The 18738-nt window shown below is 73.4% G+C and carries 16 protein-coding genes and 1 pseudogene; 11 read left to right on the top strand and 6 right to left on the bottom strand.

Annotation, left to right across the window (positions count from 1 at the left end; translation table 11 throughout):
- Positions 1-333: pseudogene (locus GT030_RS25055) on the bottom strand (type III effector protein); the annotation flags it as partial.
- Positions 334-458: 125 nt separating this feature from the next.
- Here GT030_RS25055 and GT030_RS25050 point away from each other — a divergent pair.
- The 3 genes from GT030_RS25050 (at position 459) to GT030_RS25040 (ending at position 1898) form a co-directional block, all read left to right on the top strand.
- The gene (locus GT030_RS25050; protein WP_161203039.1) at positions 459-890 is read left to right on the top strand and encodes an Hsp20/alpha crystallin family protein; all 432 of its coding nucleotides are present in this window, start codon (positions 459-461) and stop codon (positions 888-890) included.
- Between the two features lie 108 nt (positions 891-998).
- Positions 999-1394, top strand: coding sequence for a DUF2267 domain-containing protein (locus GT030_RS25045; protein ID WP_161203038.1), 396 nt, complete (start codon positions 999-1001; stop codon positions 1392-1394).
- A gap of 66 nt (positions 1395-1460) precedes the next feature.
- The gene (locus GT030_RS25040; RefSeq protein WP_161203042.1) at positions 1461-1898 is read left to right on the top strand and encodes a DUF2267 domain-containing protein; all 438 of its coding nucleotides are present in this window, start codon (positions 1461-1463) and stop codon (positions 1896-1898) included.
- Between the two features lie 103 nt (positions 1899-2001).
- On the opposite strand, the gene GT030_RS25035 is transcribed toward GT030_RS25040, so the two are convergent.
- Both GT030_RS25035 and GT030_RS25030 read right to left on the bottom strand, forming a co-directional pair.
- On the bottom strand, positions 2002-2718 hold the full coding sequence (locus GT030_RS25035) for a sirohydrochlorin chelatase (protein WP_161203037.1): 717 nt from the start codon (positions 2716-2718) through the stop codon (positions 2002-2004).
- Positions 2715-3872, bottom strand: coding sequence for a uroporphyrinogen-III synthase (locus tag GT030_RS25030; RefSeq protein WP_161203036.1), 1158 nt, complete (start codon positions 3870-3872; stop codon positions 2715-2717). The genes GT030_RS25035 and GT030_RS25030 overlap by 4 nt, the downstream gene beginning before the upstream one ends.
- 191 nt (positions 3873-4063) lie before the next feature.
- Here GT030_RS25030 and GT030_RS25025 point away from each other — a divergent pair, with 191 nt between their 5' ends.
- From GT030_RS25025 to GT030_RS25005, 5 genes are read left to right on the top strand one after another with little or no spacing between them, the layout of a single operon-like run.
- A complete protein-coding gene (locus tag GT030_RS25025) occupies positions 4064-6175 on the top strand; it encodes a molybdopterin oxidoreductase family protein (RefSeq protein ID WP_161203035.1) in 2112 nt (703 codons plus the stop codon).
- Positions 6172-7332, top strand: a complete 1161-nt coding sequence (locus GT030_RS25020) for an FAD-dependent oxidoreductase (RefSeq protein ID WP_346009739.1) — start codon at positions 6172-6174, stop codon at positions 7330-7332. The genes GT030_RS25025 and GT030_RS25020 overlap by 4 nt, the downstream gene beginning before the upstream one ends.
- Positions 7329-9905: a nitrite reductase large subunit NirB gene (nirB, locus tag GT030_RS25015; protein ID WP_161203034.1), complete on the top strand. Its 2577-nt coding sequence runs from the start codon at positions 7329-7331 to the stop codon at positions 9903-9905. The genes GT030_RS25020 and nirB overlap by 4 nt, the downstream gene beginning before the upstream one ends.
- The gene (locus GT030_RS25010; protein WP_161203033.1) at positions 9902-10276 is read left to right on the top strand and encodes a nitrite reductase (NAD(P)H) small subunit; all 375 of its coding nucleotides are present in this window, start codon (positions 9902-9904) and stop codon (positions 10274-10276) included. Before nirB ends, GT030_RS25010 begins: the two co-directional genes overlap by 4 nt.
- The gene (locus tag GT030_RS25005) at positions 10267-11601 is read left to right on the top strand and encodes a nitrate/nitrite transporter (RefSeq protein WP_161203032.1); all 1335 of its coding nucleotides are present in this window, start codon (positions 10267-10269) and stop codon (positions 11599-11601) included. The genes GT030_RS25010 and GT030_RS25005 overlap by 10 nt, the downstream gene beginning before the upstream one ends.
- Positions 11602-11610: 9 nt before the next feature.
- Here the strand turns inward: GT030_RS25005 and GT030_RS25000 are convergent, their stop codons facing one another.
- A complete protein-coding gene (locus tag GT030_RS25000) occupies positions 11611-13674 on the bottom strand; it encodes a SpoIIE family protein phosphatase (protein ID WP_161203031.1) in 2064 nt (687 codons plus the stop codon).
- Between the two features lie 106 nt (positions 13675-13780).
- On the bottom strand, positions 13781-14704 hold the full coding sequence (locus GT030_RS24995; protein ID WP_161203030.1) for a DMT family transporter: 924 nt from the start codon (positions 14702-14704) through the stop codon (positions 13781-13783).
- Between the two features lie 97 nt (positions 14705-14801).
- On the opposite strand from GT030_RS24995, the gene GT030_RS24990 reads away from it, so the two are divergent.
- The 3 genes from GT030_RS24990 to GT030_RS24980 all read left to right on the top strand — a co-directional run bounded on the left by GT030_RS24990 (position 14802) and on the right by GT030_RS24980 (position 18150).
- Entirely contained in the window at positions 14802-15656 is an 855-nt protein-coding gene (locus tag GT030_RS24990; RefSeq protein WP_161203029.1) for a LysR family transcriptional regulator, read from the top strand.
- A gap of 169 nt (positions 15657-15825) precedes the next feature.
- Positions 15826-16938 carry a spore photoproduct lyase family protein gene (locus tag GT030_RS24985; RefSeq protein WP_237522799.1) on the top strand — a complete coding sequence of 371 codons (1113 nt, stop codon included), beginning with the start codon at positions 15826-15828 and terminating at the stop codon, positions 16936-16938.
- A 108-nt stretch (positions 16939-17046) separates the two neighbouring features.
- Positions 17047-18150, top strand: coding sequence for an NADH:flavin oxidoreductase/NADH oxidase (locus tag GT030_RS24980; protein WP_161203028.1), 1104 nt, complete (start codon positions 17047-17049; stop codon positions 18148-18150).
- Positions 18151-18163: 13 nt separating this feature from the next.
- Here GT030_RS24980 and GT030_RS24975 read toward each other — a convergent pair.
- On the bottom strand, positions 18164-18738 hold a 575-nt coding region (locus GT030_RS24975; RefSeq protein WP_202460531.1), incomplete at its 5' end, for an anhydro-N-acetylmuramic acid kinase.

Genomic DNA, 18738 nt, shown 5'->3' with positions numbered 1-18738 from the left:
GGGACGGCCGCGCAGGTAGCGGCGTTCGGCGGCCTGGCGGCTGGCGACGCCGAGGGGGTGAGCGAGGTCCGCCCAGCTGGCGCCCGCCTGGCGGGCGGTTTCGATCAGGCCGGTTTCCCATCCGGCGAGTTGCTCGCGTACCTGCCTCAGCAGCAGAAGGGAGGCCAGCGCCCGCTCCGGGCCGACGTCCTGCGTCTCGGCAGTACCACCCATCTCGTGCCGGGCGGTCTGCAGGGCGTCGTCTATGGCGTGCAGGGCCGCCGCGGCGGCGAGGAACGACGCCGGGCTCGGTGTGTCGGCGCTGGACGATGCCGGCTGGTCGGCCTGGGTCATGGCCACCTCCCTCATGTCATCGGTCGGACGACACTGCGTTTGTCATCCATTGGATGACATGTTACAACGGTGTCAGTGAGGCGCATTGGCAGCCACTGCCGAGACCTTCCTGGAGGTGTTTTCCCATGTTGATGCGCACTGACCCCTTCCGTGAGCTGGACAGGCTGACCCAGCAGCTGCTGGGCCCGGCCACTTGGTCCCGGCCGTCCCCGATGCCCATGGACGCCTACCGCGAGGGCGACGAGTACGTGGTGGCCTTCGACCTCCCCGGCGTCAGCCCCGAAGGCATCGACATCGACGTCGAACGCAACATGCTGACCGTCAAGGCCGAGCGCCGGCCCGTGGCGAAGGCCGACGACGTGCAGATGGAGCTGTCGGAACGGCCCCTGGGCGTCTTCTCCCGCCAGATCGTGCTCGCCGACACACTGGACACCGAGCACATCCAGGCCGACTACGACGCGGGCGTGCTCACCCTGCGCATCCCGATCACCGAGCGCGCCAAGCCCCGCAAGATCGCGATCGGCGTCGGAAGCGGCCGCAAGGAGATCTCCGGCTGAGCCGGACCCGATGAGGGCTGAACAGCGGCGGCGGACGGGCATCCATCCGATCTCCCCCTCGCCCGTCCTCCGCCTCCCCCAGCGAACCGAAGAAGGGCGGCGGCCGGCATGACTGTGCGGCGCGAAGCGTTCCTCGACCAGGTGAAAGAACGCGGCGAGTACGGCACGCTGCAGGAAGCCGAACGCGCGGCCCGCGTGGTGCTCGCCCTGCTGGGCGCACACCTGGTCGGCGAGATACGCGCGCAGCTGGCGGCGCGTCTGCCGGAGGGCTTCGCCCTGATCCTGCTCAACCCGCTGCAGAGCGCCGAGCCGCTGTCACCGGAGCGGTTCGTGCGCGCGACCGCGGCCTGGATCGAAGGAGCCACCGAACACACCGCCGCCTGGGACGTCAGCGCCGTCCTGTCGACGGTCGCCGACGCCGCCGACGACGACCTCCTCGGACAGATCCTGCTCCAGCTCCCCGCGGGCTACGACCTGCTCTTCGGCCGCCCCCAGCCCACCTGACCGTCCACCCCTGGTGACCGCGCACCGGCCACCACGACCCTGGTGACAGAAAGGCAACCCACCGCAGTGATGTCCGACCAGAGCGTGCCGCTTCAGCAGCCCTACGGCGGGGCGTACGAGCACTTGCTGGAAAAGGTCCGCTACGACGGCGCCTACCCCACCCGTGAGAGGGCCGAGGAAGCCGTCCGCCTCGTCCTCGCGGGACTGGGACGTCAGCTGACCGGCGACGAACGCGTCGAACTGGCCGCCCGGCTCCCCCTCGAAGCCGCCCGCATCCTCACCGCCCAGATCCCCGACACCCAGCCGCTGACCGGCTGGGCCTTCGTCAAAGACCTCGCCGCCCGCACCGGCGCCTCCTTGGCCACCACCCGCTGGGACACCGGCTCCGTCTTCTGCGCCGTCGCGGCCTACGCCGGCCCCGACCTGCTGACCCGCATCCTTCACCAGCTTTCGCCCGGCTACGCACTGCTGTTCGGCCACGCCGAACTCACCCCCGCCGCGTAGACGCGGCCGGAGCGGCAGACAGGGCCACCGCCGGGGCGCGCGGCGACAGCGGCGCACCCCGCCCGTCCGGAGCCCCCTCGCCTTCGGCGACGTGTCGGGGCTCTTAGTAAACCCGGGCCGGACCGTTCGCCCCTGTACGCAGGACCGCTGCCTCGTCGTACCGCCGCAGCACCAGTTCGGCCACCGACGGATGCGTGCCGAGAGGGGACGAGGTCCAGCGGGCGGGGGTTCGGGTCAGGGTGTGGGCGAAGTGGCCCGGGGCCAGGAGGTGGGTGGCGAGGGAGACGTCGGGGTGGCCGGTTGCGTGCCAGGCGGAGATCGCTTCGGCGGGGGTCGGGCCCTCGCCGGAGGCGTAGGCGACCGATACCGGGGCGTTCAGGTGGAGGGCCAGGAGGCGGGCCGACTCCGTCGTGTCCGCTCTGGCGCGGAGATCGGAGGAGCCCGTGGCGGCGAGGACCACGGGGGACGCGTCCGGTGGGCGGCCCGCTTCGGTCAGGCGGGACGCGAGGGCGTGGGCCAGCAGGGGGGACGGGCCCAGGGCCGGGGTGACCCGGACCGTTCCGGGGTCCGCGTCAGCGAGGAGGGCCGGGATGTCGGCGCGTACGTGGTAGCCGCTGGCCAGGAGGAGGGGGACGGCGATCACCGGGCCGGGGAGCGTGGACAGCGCCTCGGGCACCGAGGGTTCCACCAGGCCCAGCCAGGCCGGCTCGACCCGTAGGCCGGGGCGCAGGCGGCGGACCTCGTCCAGCAGGGCGAGTACCGTGCGGACGCCCTCCGGGTCGCGGGTGCCGTGGGCGACGGCCAGCAGGATGGCGTTCACCGGGTGTCTCCGACGGGCTCGGTCGCCAGGCGGTAGCCGCGCTTGGGGACCGTGCGGATCAGGCTCGCGTAGGGGCCGAGGGCCGCGCGCAGACGCGTCACCGCCGCCTCGACCGCGTGCTCGTCCGCACCGCGGCCCGGCCATACCCGGCGCAGCAGTTCGGGGCGGCCGACCACCCAGCCGGGGCGTTCGGCGAGGGCCCGGAGCACGCGTGCCGAGCCCGGTGTCAGCCACACCGCTTCCGCCGGGGCGTCGTCGCCGAGGAGCAGCGCGTTGCCCTGGAGGACCAGGGTCCGGTCACCGGCCGGGACGAGGTGGCGGTCGCGGGAGGGGAGCGTGGCGGTGAGGAGGTGGACCATCGCTCCCAGTCTGCCTCGCTCGGGCCACACCGGCCCGGCGTCCACCTCCAGCAACGGGCGGGCGCACACCGCGCCGACGCACAGGGGGAGCACGTCCGTACGCAGCCGTTCGAGGACGGTCTCGTACTTGCCCGCCGCCTCCGCGTGCTCCAGGAAGGAGGTGATGGCCGGCGCGGAGGTGAACAGCAGCGCGTGCACCTCGCCGCGCGCCGTGGCCTCGGCCAGCCGGCGCACCGGCTCGGGGTCCTGGGGCGGCGCCCAGCGGTACACCGGGACCTCCACCACCTCCGCGCCCCGTTCCCGCAGCGCCGAGGCCAGCCCCGGCAGTGGCGCCCCGTGCTCCTGCACCGCGACCCGCCGCCCCCGCAGATCCCGTGCGAGCAGCCAGGTGCGCAGTTCGTCGACCGCCTCAGAGGCGGGCGAGTACGTCTCGGTCGTGCCGCAGGCCCGAACCGCGCCCGTCGCCTTCGGGCCGCGTGAGAGCACCTCCGCCTCGCGGCAGGCGGCGGTGAGGGCGGCGCCGTACCCCCAGCCCTCGGCGGCGCTCATCCAGCCGCGCCAGCCGACGCCGGTGGTCGCGACCACGTAGTCCAGCGGGGCCGCGAGGCACCGCTCGGTGGCCGCCCGCAGTGCCGCGTCGTCCTCCAGCGGCACGATGCGCAGCGCGGGCGCCTCCATCACCCGCGCCCCGCGCCGGCGCAGCAGCGCCGTCAGCTCCTCACGCCTGCGTGCCGCCGTGACACCGACCGTGAATCCGGTGAGTTCGGCGGCCGTCTCCCTGGTACCGGCCTTCATGCCCCGAGGCTGCGGGGGCGCGATGTCGCGGCCGTTGCCCACCGGTCACGTCCCGGTTACCGCACCGGGCGTCCGTGTTACGGAAGATGTCCTCTCCCGCACACCGCTCCGCCGGGCCTGTGCGCGTCCCGTACCGCACGGGCAACGCGGCTGAGCTTCGGCGGAAACGGCGGCGGGCCAGCCTCGTTGCCATGACCGACACCCACTGCCCCTACTGCTCCCTCCAGTGCGGCATGCGCCTGAGCCCGAGTCCCGCCGGAGGGCTGCCCGAGGTCACCGGACGCGACGAGTTCCCGGTGAACCGGGGCGCGTTGTGCGGGAAGGGGCAGACCTCGGCCGCGCTGCTGGCACCCGGCGTACGACTGACCGCGCCCCTGGTGCGGGACGCGGACGGGCTGCGTGCAGCGTCGTGGGAGGAGGCGCTGGACCGGGTCGCCGGGGCGATGAAGGCCACTGCGGCGGCTCAAGGGCCGGACGCGGTGGGGGTGTTCGGCGGTGGCGGCCTGACCAACGAAAAGGTCTACCTGCTCGGCAAGTTCGCCCGTGTCGCGCTGCGCACCCGCTCGATCGACTACAACGGCCGCTTCTGCATGTCTTCGGCTGCCGCCGCCTCCCGTGCCGCCTTCGGCCTGGACCGGGGTCTGCCCTTCCCGCTCGCGGACGTGGCCCGAACCGGCTGCGTGGTCCTGGTCGGCGCCAACCCCGCCGAGACGATGCCGCCCGCCGTGCGCTACCTGCGCGAACTACGGGAGAACGGCGGCACCTTGGTCGTCGTCGACCCGCGCCGGACCCGTACCGCCGAGCTGGCCGACCTCCATCTCCAGCCCCTCCCCGGCACCGACCTGGCCCTGGCCCTCGGGCTGCTCCATCTCGCCATCGCCGACGGTCACTTGGACGAGGAGTTCATCGCGAACCGCACGACCGGCTGGGCCGACGCCCGCGCCGCCGCCATGGCCCACTGGCCCGAGCGGGTGGAGGCGCTGACCGGTGTGCCCGTACCCCGGCTCCGGCAAGCGATGACCCTGTTCACCCGCACCCCGCACGCCATGGTGCTCACCGCGCGCGGGCCCGAGCAGCAGAGCAAGGGCACCGCGACCGTCGGCGCCTGGATCGACCTGTGCCTGGCCACCGGCCGGGCCGGACGCCCGCTGAGCGGCTACGGGTGCCTCACCGGGCAGGGCAACGGCCAGGGCGGCCGCGAGCACGGGCAGAAGGCGGACCAGCTCCCCGGCTACCGCTCGCTGGAGGACCCGGAGGCGCGGGCGCACATCGCCGCCCTCTGGGGCGTGGACCCCGGCGCCCTGCCGCACTCCGGGCCGTCGGCGTACGAGCTGCTGGACTCCCTCGGCCGGCCCGGCGGGGTGCGCACGCTGCTGGTCATGGGGTCCAACCCGGTCGTCTCCGCGCCGGACGCCGCCCGCATCACCCGGCGGCTGACCGCGCTGGACCACCTCGCGGTGTGCGACGTGGTGCTGTCCGAGACGGCTCTGCTGGCCGACGTCGTCCTGCCGGTGACCCAGTGGGCCGAGGAGACCGGCACCCTCACCAGCCTGGAGGGCCGCGTGCTGCTCCGCCGCGCCGCCGTCACCCCGCCGGCCGGGGTCCGCAGCGACCTGGCCGTACTGCACGAGCTGGCCCGGCGTCTGGGCCACGCGACAGGGTTCCCCGACGCCCCCGAGGAGGTCTTCGCCGAGCTGCGCCGGGCCACCGCCGGGGCGCCCGCGGACTACTCCGGCATCTCCTACGACCGGATCGCGGCCGAGGACGGCGTCTTCTGGCCCTGCCCCTCGCCCGAGCACCCCGGTACCTCGCGCCTCTTCCTGGACCGTTTCGCCCACCCCGACGGCCGCGCCCGCTTCACCGCGCCTTCCCACCGGCCCGCCGCCGAGGAGCCCGACGACACGTATCCGCTGTACCTGACCACGGGACGGACCGTCACCCACTACCAGAGCGGCGCGCAGACCCGCCGGGTGCCGGAGCTGACCGCCGCCGCACCCGGTCCGTACGTGGAGCTGCATCCCGGTCTCGCCGCTCAACTCGACATTCAGGAGGACGAGTTGATCACGGTCACCAGCCGCCGGGGCACCGTCACCGCCCCGGCCCGCCTCACCGCGGCCATCCGGCCGGACACGGTGTTCATGCCGTTCCACTGGCCCGGCGGGGGACGCGCGAACCTGCTCACCAACCCGGCGCTCGACCCGGTCTCCCGGATGCCGGAGTTCAAGGTGTGCGCGGTGCGGGTGGAGAAGGCGGTACTCCCCCGGGTCTGCGCACCCGCCGAGCCGGTGGCGGCCGGCGCGTGAGGTCCCGCCGCGTCGCCGTGGTCGGCGCCGGAATGGCCGCCGCACGCCTGGCCCAGCAGCTTCAGGCGCATGCCGGGCGTACGGAGACGGTCCTGTACGGGGCCGAGCCCGAACCGCCCTACAACAGGGCGCTCTTGGCCGATGTCCTCGCCGGGCGGTACCGGGCCGGCGCGCCGGCTCTGCCGACCGGGGTCGCGCGCGTGCGCACCGGGACCGAGGTGGTGGCCGTCGACGTCCGGGGCCGGATGCTCACGCTCGCCGACGGGAGCCGCGAGACGTACGACGAACTGGTCCTGGCCACGGGTGCCGAGCCCGTACGGGCAGGTACCGAAGGTGCACACACGCTGCGCTCCCTCGCCGATGTCACCCGAATCTCCCGGCAGGCCGACACCGCCACCCGCGCCGTGGTGATCGGCGGCGGCGTACTGGGCGTCGGCACAGCCCGCGCCCTCGCCGCCCGGGGTCTGCCTGTGCACCTCGTCCACAAGGGCCCCCACCTGATCGACCGCCACCTCGACAGCCAGGCCGGCAACGCCCTGCACACCACACTGGGCCGCCTCGGCGTCACCGTCCACCTGGCCTCCACGCCGGGCGGCGGCGTCACCCCGACGAGCGCCGACCTCGTCGTCGCCACCTGCGGAGTCCGCCCCCGCACCGACCTCGCCCGCGCTGCCGGACTGCCCGTACGGCACGGCATCCTCGTCGACGACACCCTCGCCTGCGCTCCGCACACCTACGCCATCGGGGACTGCGCCGAGCACCGGGCCGCGCCGTACGCCCTGGCCACGACCGCCTGGGAACAGGCCGACGTGCTCGCCGCCCGCCTCTCGGGGGCCGACCCCGAGGCGCGCTACACCGGCTCCCCGCCCATGACCCGGCTCACCGCGGGCCCCGTGGAGTACGCCGCGTTCGGGGCGTGCGATGACGCGGCCGAGGAGGGCGCCGACGTGCTGCGCATCGGGGACGCCACCCGAGGGGCCTACAAGAAGCTCGTGCTGCGCGGGGACCGGATCGTCGGCGCGGTCCTCGTCGGCGATCTCGCCACCGCGGGCACGCTCACCCGTGCCCATCTCACCGGCCGGCCCGTCGGACCCGACCCGTTGTCCCTGCTCACCGCCCCGCTGTCCGTCCGAGCCACTGAGGAGTCCCGCCCATGACCGCCCCCACCACCCGGCCCCCGAAGGAGCTGGTGCTCGTCGGCCACGGCATGGTCGGCCAGCGCTTCCTGGAGGCGCTGTGCGAGCAGCCCGGCGCCGACGCCTGGCATGTCACCGTCCTCGCGGAGGAGCCCCGGCCGGCCTACGACCGCGTCCACCTGACGAGCTGGTTCTCCGGCACGACCGCCGAGGAACTCAGCCTGGTGCCCGCCGGATTCACGGAACGGCACGGCATCACCCTCCACCTCGGTGACCCCGCGACCGCCGTCGATCGCGCCGCCCACACCGTCACCAGCGCCTCCGGGCGCGTCCTGCGCTACGACGCGCTTGTCCTGGCCACCGGCTCGTACCCCTTCGTGCCGCCCGTGCCCGGTCACGACACCCCCGGCTGCCATGTGTACCGCACGCTCGAGGACGTCCGCGCCATCCGCGCGGACGCGGCCCGGGCCCGTACCGGGATCGTCGTCGGCGGCGGGCTGCTCGGCCTGGAGGCGGCGGGTGCCCTGCGCGCCCTCGGACTGGACACGCACGTGGTGGAGTTCGCCCCCCGGCTGATGGCCCTCCAGGTGGACGAGGGCGGTGGAGCGGTACTGCGCCGCAAGATCGAGGAGTTGGGCGTACGCGTGCACACCGGCGCGGGCACCTCCGCAGTGGAGGCGGGCCCCCACGGACGTGTTCGCGCGGTGCGGCTGTCGGACGGCACCGAACTCCCCGCGGATCTCGTGGTGTTCTCGGCCGGGGTACGCGCCCGTGATCAACTGGCGCGCGACTGCGGCCTGCCCGTGGGCGAGCGCGGCGGCATCATCGTCGACACCGCCTGCCGTACCGCCGACCCGCAGGTGTGGGCCATCGGGGAATGCGCCCGGGCGGTGGACGGCCGGGTGTACGGCCTGGTCGCTCCCGGCTACGCGATGGCCGAGACAGCGGCCCGCCAACTGTGCCGGGTGAAGGCCGTGTTCCGAGGCGCCGACCTCTCCACCAAGCTCAAGCTGCTCGGCGTCGACGTGGCCAGCTTCGGCGACCCGCACGGCACCGCGGAGGGCGCGCTCGACGTCACCTTCACCGACAGCCGCTCCGGCGTCTACAAGAAGCTCGTCATCGGCACCGACGGCTCTCTCCTCGGCGGTGTCCTGGTGGGCGACACCGAGGCGTACGGCGTACTCCGCCCCCTCGCACTCGCCGGAAAGCCGCTGACCGTGCCGCCGGAGCAATTGGTACTGCCCGCCGCCCGAGGTGGCGCCGTCACACCACAGCTGCCAGACGAGGCGGTGCTCTGCTCCTGTCACCACGTCACCGGGGGTGCCATCCGCGCCGCCGTACGGGAACAGGGGCTCACCGACGTCGCCGAGGTCAAGAAGTGCACCAAGGCCGGTACGGGCTGCGGCAGTTGTCTGAAGACCCTCGCCACGGTGGTCCGGGACGAACTCGCCGCCTCCGGCACCGAGGTCTCCCGCGACCTGTGCGAGCACTTCGCCCACACCCGCGCCGAGCTCTACGAGATCGTCCGCGTCCGGGGCATCACCGACTTCACCACTCTCCTCGACAGCCACGGCACCGGCGACGGCTGTGACGTCTGCAAGCCCGTGGTCGCCTCCATCCTGGCCAGCCTCGGCAACGGCCATGTCCTGGACGGCGAACAGGCGGCCCTCCAGGACACCAACGACCACCACCTCGCCAACCTCCAGCGCAACGGCTCCTATTCGGTCGTTCCACGCGTCCCCGGCGGTGAGATCACCCCGGAGAAGCTCATCGTCATCGGTGAGGTGGCCCGCGACTTCGGCCTCTACACCAAGATCACCGGAGGTCAGCGCATCGATCTCTTCGGTGCCCGGGTCGACCAGCTCCCCGCCGTATGGCGCCGCCTGGTCGACGCCGGCTTCGAGTCCGGGCACGCCTACGGCAAGTCGCTGCGCACCGTGAAGTCCTGCGTCGGGCAGACCTGGTGCCGCTACGGCGTGCAGGACTCCACCTCGCTCGCCATCGAACTGGAGTTGCGCTACCGGGGATTGCGCGCCCCGCACAAGCTGAAGTCCGCCGTCTCCGGGTGCGCCCGCGAGTGCGCGGAGGCCCAGTCCAAGGACTTCGGGATCATCGCCACCGCTACCGGCTGGAACCTCTACGTGGGCGGCAACGGCGGCACCACCCCCCGCCACGCCGACCTGCTCGCCACCGACCTGGACAAGGCGACCCTGATCCGCACCGTCGACCGGTTCCTGATGTTCTACATCCGCACCGCCGACCGGCTGGAACGCACCGCACCCTGGCTGGAGCGCCTCGAAGGCGGCCTGGACCATCTGCGGGCCGTCGTCCTGGACGACGCGCTGGGCATCGCCGCCGAGCTCGACGCCCAGATGGCCCGCCATGTCTCCGGCTACGCGGACGAGTGGGCCGCCGTCCTGGACGACCCCGACCGGCTGCGCCGCTTCACCTCCTTCGCCAACGCCCCGGACGTACCCGACCCGACGGTCACCTTCGTGCCCGAGCGCGACCAGATTCGCCCCGCCCGGCCCGGCGAGAACGGGCGTCCGCTGCGGGAGCTGGTCCTCGTCACGGCCCAGGAGGCCGGCCGATGACGGACATCCTCGTCGAGGTCCGGCACGGCGCCCGCTGGGTGCCCGTCCTGAGGTACGCCGACCTCGTCCCCGGCCGGGGCGTGGCCGTACTGCTGGGCGAGGAGCAGGTCGCCCTCTTCCGCGACCGGGAGGGCGCTCTGCACGCCGTGGGCAACCGTGATCCGTTCAGCGGCGCCCAGGTCATCTCCCGCGGCCTGCTCGGCAGCCGGGGCACCACACGCGTCGTCGCCTCGCCCATGTACAAGCAGGTCTTCGACCTGCGCACCGGCACCTGTCTCGACGAGCCCACCGCTCCCGACGGCACGCCCGCCCGGCTGCCCGTGTGGCCGGTGCGCACCACTCCCCCGGAAGGCGGCCCCGCATGCCCGTGACCCACCCCACCGGTTCCCCCGGCGTCCAGGAAGCGGCCCCGGCCCTGCGCCGGCTGCTCCCCGGCCGCCGCCGCGAACTCACCGACTGGCACCCCGAGGACCCCGCCTTCTGGCAGGCGGGCGGCGCCGGGATCGCCCGCCGCAACCTGCTGTGGTCCGTCGCCGCCGAACACGTCGGCTTCTCTGTCTGGAGCCTCTGGTCGGTCCTCGTGCTGTTCCTCGGCCCGGAGTACGGCGTCGACCCGGCCGGCAAGTTCCTGCTGACCGCCCTGCCCACCGCGCTCGGCGCGCTGCTGCGGGTGCCGTACGCCCGCGCAGTCGCCGTCTTCGGCGGCCGTACCTGGACGGTGGTCAGCGCGCTGTTCCTGCTCGTCCCCACCGTGGCGACCGCCGTGGTCCTGGAGCCCGGCACCTCGTACGGCACCCTGCTGCTCACCGCCTGCCTGGCCGGGGTCGGCGGCGGCAACTTCGCCTCCTCAATGGCGAACATCAACGCGTACTACCCGCAGGCCCTCAAGGGCTGGGCCCTCGGCGTCAACGCGGGCGGGGGCAACCTCGGCGTCCCGGCGGTGCAGTTGGCGGGCCTCGCGGTCCTCGCCACGGTCGGCGCCGGGCATCCCCGGCTCCTGGTGCTGCTGTACGTACCGCTGGTCGTCACCGCCGCCGTGTGCGCCTACCTGCGGATGGACGACCTGCGCGTGCCCCGGCCGCCCGGCCGGTGGGGGGTGCTGCTCAGGTGGCGGCACACCTGGCTGATCTCGCTGTTGTACGTGGGCACGTTCGGCTCGTTCATCGGCTTCTCGTTCGCCTTCGGGCAGGTGCTCCAGGTGCAGTTCGCGGACGAGTTCGCCACTCCGGTCAGCGCCGCGTACCTGACCTTCCTCGGCCCGCTGCTCGGCTCGCTCGTACGCCCGGTGGGCGGCCGGCTCGCCGACCGGTTCGGCGGGGCACGGGTGAGCCTGGCGGTCTTCGCCGCGATGGCGGGCGGCGCACTGCTGGCGCTGGCCGCCTCCCGCGCCCACTCCCTCCCCCTGTTCGTGACCGCGTTCACCGTGCTGTTCGTCCTCAGCGGCCTGGGCAACGGCTCGACGTACAAGATGATCCCGACCCTGTGCCGCACCGTCCCCGAGGGCGAGGCCCGCGCCTCGGCGTTGATCGGCTTCGCGGGCGCGGTCGGCGCCTTCGGCGGGGTGCTGGTCAACATCGCCTTCCGCGAGTCGTTCCTCGCGGTCGGGAACGGCGACGGGGCGTACGTCGCGTTCGTCGCCGCGTACGTGGTGTGCGCGGGCGTGACCTGGACGGCGTACGTGCGCCGGTCGGCCTGACAGGGGCGCTCAGGAGAGTTCCTCCACCTCGGCCACGTCGAACGCCTCGAACCCGGCCGCGTCCGGTTCCCCGCCGAGCCGCTGCTCGGACCAGATCGTCTTGTCCTGCTGGCTGTGCCGGACGCCCCAATGGGTGCTGAGGCGCATGACGATGTACAGGCCACGTCCGCCCTCGTCGCTCTCGCGGGCGTGGCGCAGGTGGGGGCTGGTGCTGTTGGCGTCGGTGACCTCGGCCAGCAGCCGGCCGCTGTCGTGGATGAGGCGCAGCTGGATGGGCCCGGCGCCGTAGCGGATGGCGTTGGTGACGAGTTCGCTGACGATCAGCCCGGTGGTGTAGGCCGCCCCCTCCAGGTGCCAGACGGCGAGCTGCTGGCCGACGAGCCGCCGTGCCGTGCTCACCACGGACGGCTCGGCGGGCAGCGTCCAGTCCGCGACGTTCTCCTTGGCCAGGGTGTGGGTGCGGGCGAGCAGGAGGACGGCGTCGTCGTCGCGGGAGGGCGCCATGCGGTACACGGCGTCGTCGCTCAGTTCCCGCAGGGGCCGGGCCGGCGAGGCGAGGGTCTGGGCGAGCCGGCGCCGGGCGGCGGCCGGGTCGTGGGCGTGGGCGCCGAGGAGACCGTTGGTGTAGTGGGCGATCAGGGTCCCGGCGGGCAGGTCGATCAGGGCCGGGGTGAAGACCCGTCCGCCGCCCGCGCCCAGCGGTGGCCCGAGCGGTACGTCCACGTGGACGGGCGAGCCGGCGGGGTCGACGATCACCGGGGCCGGGTGTCCCGCCCGCACCATGGCGCAGCGGCGGGAGACGGGGTTGTAGACGGTGACCGCGCAGGTCGCCACATAGGCGTGCGAGGGTTCGGCGAGCTGTGAGGCGACCTCGTCCAGGTGGGTCAGCAGCTCGTCGGTCTCCAGGTCTTTGAGCGCGAGGGTGCGCAGGGCGATACGGAGCTGGCCCATCGTGGCCGCCGCCTCGATGCCGTGCCCGGCGACATCGCCGACGACGAGGGCGACGCGCGCTCCGGAGAGGGGGATGACGTCGTACCAGTCGCCGCCCGCGCTCTCGGGCAGATACATGTGCGCGGTCTCCACCGCCGACAGGCGCGGAGTGGTGCTGGGCTGGAGCTTGCGCTGCAAGGTGGAGGCCACCATGTGCTCGCGGCGGTAGCTGCGCGCGTTGTCCAGGTGGGCGGCGGTGGTGGTGGCCACCTGCCGGGCCACGTCGAGGTCGGCCTCCTCGAAGGGTTCGGTCCGGTGCCGGTACAGGGTGAGCAGCCCGAGCACGGTGTCCCGCACCCTGAGCGGTACGACGATCATGGAGCGCACGTTCGCCTTGAGCAGCGGCTCGAACATGTCCGGGTCGGCTGCCAGCCACGGCGCGTCCGGCGTCACCGTGACGATCCGGGCCTCGGTGTCGTTGAGGGCCTGCGTGTACGGCGTGGGGTAGGGGAAGGGACGGCTGTCTCCCTCCTTCCGGGCGGTGACGGCGTCCGCCGGGGCGAAGGAGATCCGGCGCAGCGGCACCCCGGACGACAGGGGGCCGGACGCGAGGCCTTCGTCCAGCAGGTCGACGCTCGCCCCGTCGGCGAACGCCGGGACCAGGCCCCGCACCAGCTCGTCGGCCGTGGTCCGCGCGTCCAGCGTGGAACCCACGGTCGAGTGCACCTTGCTCAGGACGGCGAGCCGGTCCGCCGCGGCCTGCCTCTCGGTCACGTCCTCGACCACGGCCACCAGGCCGGGAGACCCGCTGCCCGAGTCGGGCAACGGGAAGAGGGACACCTCCACCGTCAGCGTCCGGTCCGGGTCGGACGGCGACTTCCCCCGGATCAGCATGCGCCGCAGCGGCACGCCACTGGCCAGCACCTCGTCCATCAGGGACCTCAGCTCGGCCGACATCACACCGGGCGCGAAGTCCTCGATGTCGTGTCCGACCACGTCCTCGGGGGCCAGCTTCCGCACCCCTCGTCCGGACGGGTTGTAGCGCATGACCTTCCGCTCGGTGTCGAAGACGAACAGCCCTTGGGGAGAGTTGCCGAAGAGCGCGTTCAGCACCGCGGCATCATCTATGGGATCGCTCGCCACCGCAGGCTCCCTTCCCGGACGTACCTCCTCACCTTCTCGCATCGGCGGGCCCCAGCAACTCGACCGGAAGCGGACGGAGCCGGGGCGCGGTGAGCGGCCTCGCTTTTCAGCGCACTCGTTCCGGCACGGTGGCCGCTCGGCCGGTGCCCCGCCCGCTCCGGCCCGGCGTGCCGGACGTGGGCCGCGCCGACCGGCCCTGGGCGACACAGGCCAGTGCGCCACAGGCGAGGGCGACGGCCGTGGTCACGTCGAGGGGCGTGCCCTGCAGGCCCCGGGTCGCGAGCACGGAGACCGCCGGGATGAGGGCGAACAGGATCGACGCCCCCCGCGCTCCCCTGCTCCGCACGCAGGCCGCGTAGCAGACCATGCCCACCGCGCTGGCGAGCACGAGCAGCAGGAGCAGGGCGGTGGCGGGCAGGGGGTCGGTGATGTGCTGCGGGGTACCGAGGGCCAGCGCGGCGGCCGGAAGCACGGAAACCGTGACACCGATCGCGGTGAACACGAAGGGGTCGACCGCCTGCAGCCTCCGCTCCTGGAGGAGCGAGCCACCGGACAGACCGCCGAGCGCGATCAGGACGGTGATCAGCCCCGGCCCGACGGACGGGTCGGCCAGCAGCCGCGGCAGGCAGGCCGCGACCACCCCCACCGTGCCGAGGGCGAGCGCGACGAGTCCCCGGGAGTTCTCGCGCCGTCCCAGCAGCAGCCGGGCGAGGACGGCGGTGGCGACGGGGTTCATCGCGATCACCAGGGCCGCGACGCCCGGCCCCACCCCATGAGCCATGCCCCAGTAGAGACCGAGGAACTGCACCCCCTGCACCAGCAGCCCGCCGGCGACCGTTCGGGCGAGCACCCGTCCGCGCGGCAGCGGCGTCCGCCGGACGGCCACGACGGTCCACATCAGCACGGCACTGATCACAAAGCGCAGCAGGATCAGGAGGAACGGTGTGACATGGCCGAGGGTGAGGGCGCCGAGGGGATAGCCGAGGGCGTAGAGCAGGACGGTCAGGGCCGGGAGGAGTCGCTGGAACATGCTCCGACCTCAGCACCGGCACCGGCCGATGTGCGTGACCGATCGTGATTCGTGAACGATCCTCCTGCCGTACGTCGTCCACCGGTGACAATGAGGCATGGCGACCCTCGACATCACCTGCCTGCGCAGCCTGGTCAGTGTGGCTTCCTTCGGCGGGGTCCGCCGGGCCGCCGAGGCCCTGCACCTGTCCCAGGCGGGAGTGAGCGGTCATCTGCGCCGCCTGGAGGCGGAGCTGGGTTTTCCCGTCGTGACTCGGCAGGGCCGGAACATCGCCTTCACCTCGCGGGGCGAGGACGTACTGCGGGAGGCGTACCGGCTGCTCGGTGAGCACGACGACGCGCTGCACCGGCTGCTGGGCCCCTCGAGCGGGGAGCTGCTGGTCGTCTCCACCGAGCACGCCACCGAGGCGCTGCTGCGCGCGGTCGCGCGCGTCCTCTCCCGCGACCACCCGGACCGGCCCGTCCGTTTCCGCTTCCACCGCAGCGCCCGCGTGCGCGAGTTCGTGCACGACCACTCGGCGGACGTGGCACTGGGCATCGGGGACCTCGGCCATGGCACCCGGCACATCACCGATCTTCCCCTCACCTGGGTCGGCCCGGGGGACCGCGCTCCGGACACGGGCGCGCTGGTCACCTTCACCGCGCCCTGCACCGTCCGGGACCACATCCTGGCGTCCGAAGCGGCGGCGGGCGGATCGCTGGTCCGGGAATGCGCCGACCTGGTCGGTCTCCTTTCCGCCGTCAAAGCCACCGGGGGCATAACGGCTCTCCCGCAGGCCCGGCCGAGCGAGCCGGGTCTGCTGACGATCAACTCCCTTCCCCCGCTCCCCTCCATCCCCCTGACACTGGTCACCAGCAACCGCCTTGCCCCGAGGACCAGAGACGGCATCATCGCCGCGCTCCTCTCGACCACCCGGCGCGACGGCTCCCTCGGCGCCACCACCGACCGCTGACGCACGCCCGCGCGGGCAGAGGGGACAGCGCCACCGGAGTGAGATGCTGGGAGGGGACCGAGCCGTCACTCCTCGCCCCCGCACACCCCGTACCGCTGGAGCCGCCGTGTCCCCCTCCTCCTCCCCCGCCCCCGGCGACCCGGACGCCCTCTTCGGACTGACCGAGCTGCTGGGCGCAGAGGACCACGGCGAGGACCCGGCGCCGGACGAGACCCCCGAGCACGTGTCCCGGCTGTTCGACGTGCGGGAGATCTACGCCGAGCCCGCCGCCGCCCTGTCCGCACGCGGCCGGCAGGTCATCGCCCGCTTCCCCGGGGCGCGCGTGCTGGAGGTCGGTTCGCACTGGAACATCCCCCACCTGCACGGCAACGAGGGCAACGCGGACCGCTGGGTGCGGGTCAAGCGGCAGACGCTGGTCCTCGGCGTGCGCAAGTCACTGACGGTACGGCCCAACGGACGCTCGGCGGACTGGATCGCCCCCGGCGCCTCCAACGGCTGCGCCATGTCCTGCGCGTACTGCTACGTCCCGCGCCGCAAGGGGTACGCCAACCCGATCACCGTCTTCACCAACATCGGGGAGGTCGTCGACGCCCTGGACCGGCACATCACCTCGCTCGGCCCGAAGCAGGAGCCCACGCAGTGCGACGAGGAGCGCTGGGTGTACGACACCGGGGAGAACGGCGACTGCTCGGTGGACGCGCTGATCAGCGACAACACCGCCGACCTCATCGCGGCCTTCCGGCGGTGGCCCACCGCGATGGCCTCCTTCGCCACCAAGTACGTCAACCGGGACCTGCTCGCCCTGGACCCGCGCGGCTCGACCCGTATCCGCTTCTCGGTGATGCCGCCCGGCGACTCCCGGCTGCTGGACGTGCGGACCAGCCCGGTGGCCGAACGGATCGCCGCCGCCGGGGACTTCCTGGACGCCGGCTACGAGGTGCACTTCAACCTCTCCCCCGTCGTCCTGCGCCCCGGCTGGGAGGAGGACTGGGCGGATTTGCTGCGCCACCTCGACGACGTACTGCCCGCGCGGGTGAAGGCGCAGGCGGCGGCCGAGGTCATCATGCTGACGCACAACCGCCAGCTGCACGACGTGAACCTGCGCTGGCACCCGCGCGCCGAGGACGTGCTGTGGCGCCCGGAGATCCAGCAGGCCAAGCGCTCGGAGAACGGGGCGCTGAACGTGCGGTACCGCAACGACGTCAAACGCGAGGGCGTACAGCGGGTGACCGAGCTGGTCGCGGCGCACGCGCCCTGGCTGCGGGTGCGGTACGCGTTCTGAGTTGAAGAGGCATCAGGGAATCCGTGGCCCCTGCACGGTGTTACCCGAGTCGGCCCGCATCCGGCACGGCGGGCCGCCATGCCGACCCACGACCCAGGGGAGCCCCGCGTGAGCGTCCTGTTCGAACCGCTGTCCCTCCGTTCGCTGACCGTGCGGAACCGTCTGTGGATGGCGCCGATGTGCCAGTACTCGGCCGCCCCCGAGGGCCCGGAGACCGGTGCGCCGAACGACTGGCACTTCCAGCACCTCGCGGCACGCGCGGCGGGCGGCACCGGCCTGATCCTCACCGAGGCCACCGCCGTCAGCCCACAGGGCCGTATCAGCCCGTACGACCTGGGGCTGTGGAACGACACCCAGCAGGCCGCGTTCGCGCGTATCACCCGCTTCCTCAAGTCCCAGGGCACCGTCCCCGGCATCCAGATCGCGCACGCCGGACGCAAGGCGTCCACCGAGCGGACCTGGGTGGACCGGGGCGCCCCGATCGCCCCCGGTAACGGCTACGGCTGGCGGCCCGTGTCCGCCAGCGCGCTCCCCTTCGACGACGGGTACACCACCCCGGCCGAGCTGACCACCGCCCAGATCGACGCGATCGTCGAGGAGTTCGCCGCCACCGCCCGGCGTGCGCTCGCGGCGGGCTTCGAGGTCGCCGAGATCCACGGGGCGCACGGCTACCTGGTCCACCAGTTCCTCTCCCCGTACGCCAACCACCGCACCGACGCCTACGGCGGCTCCTACGAGGGGCGGGCCCGGTTCGCGCTGCGGGTGGCGGAGGCGGTCCGCGAGGTGTGGCCGGACGAACTCCCCCTGTTCTTCCGGGTCTCGGCCACCGACTGGCTCACCGAGGACGAGAGCGACGACCGTACGGGCTGGACCGTGGACGACACCGTCCGGCTCGCCGCCGACCTCGGCCACCGGGGTATCGACCTGATCGACGTGTCCTCCGGCGGCATCGCGCCCCGCGCCCGCATCGAGACCGGCCCCGGTTACCAGGTGCCCTTCGCCGAGCGGGTGCGCCGTGAGACCGGCCTGCCGGTCTCCGCGGTGGGGCTCATCACGGAGGCACGCCAGGCCGAGAAGATCGTCGCCGACGGGCAGGCCGACGCCGTCATGCTCGGCCGCGAGCTGCTCCGCGACCCCTGCTTCGCGCTGCACGCCGCCCGCGAACTCGGTGACGAGCCGTACGTCCCGCAGCCGTACCACCGGGCGTACTGACCGGGTTCCCGGGTCACTCCAGTTCCAGCCGTACGGGCGCCTGTTCCGGCCGCGCGGGCAAGCTCAGTCCGTCGCGGCCGGGGGTCAGCGAGCCCAGGACGCTCGGATGGCGGGCGCCCGTGCTGGCGGGGTCCGTTCCGGCGAGGCCGTGCAGGGTGAGGAAGCCCAGGACGGCGAAGGCGTACGCCTCCTTGGCGGCCGAGGGGAGGCCCAGATCGTCGGAGACGCGCACCGGGATGCCAGGGAGTGCGGCGGCGAGGGCCCGCATGAGCGTGGGGTTCCGGGTGCCGCCGCCGGAGGCGACGACCTCGGTGGCGGACACCGACCCTACGGCGTCCGCGATCGTGCGGGCGGTCAGTTCGGTGAGGGTGGCGAGGACGTCCTCGGTGGAGACGCCGGCCGGCGAGCCGGCAGCCCGAGCCCGCAGATAGCCGGGGTGGAACAGCTCCTTGCCCGTCGTCTTCGGCGCGGGGCGCGCGTAGTACGGGTCGGCCAGCAGCCGCTCCAGCAGCGGCTCGTGCACCCGCCCCCGGGCGGCAAGCGCGCCGTCGGCGTCGTACGCCAGCCGGCCCCCGCTGGCCTCCCGCG

This window comes from Streptomyces sp. SID1328 (assembly GCF_009865595.1).
Lineage (GTDB): Bacteria > Actinomycetota > Actinomycetes > Streptomycetales > Streptomycetaceae > Streptomyces > Streptomyces griseoluteus.
Note: the sequence above shows the minus strand (reverse complement) of the source record. Positions and strands in the feature narration are given on the sequence as shown.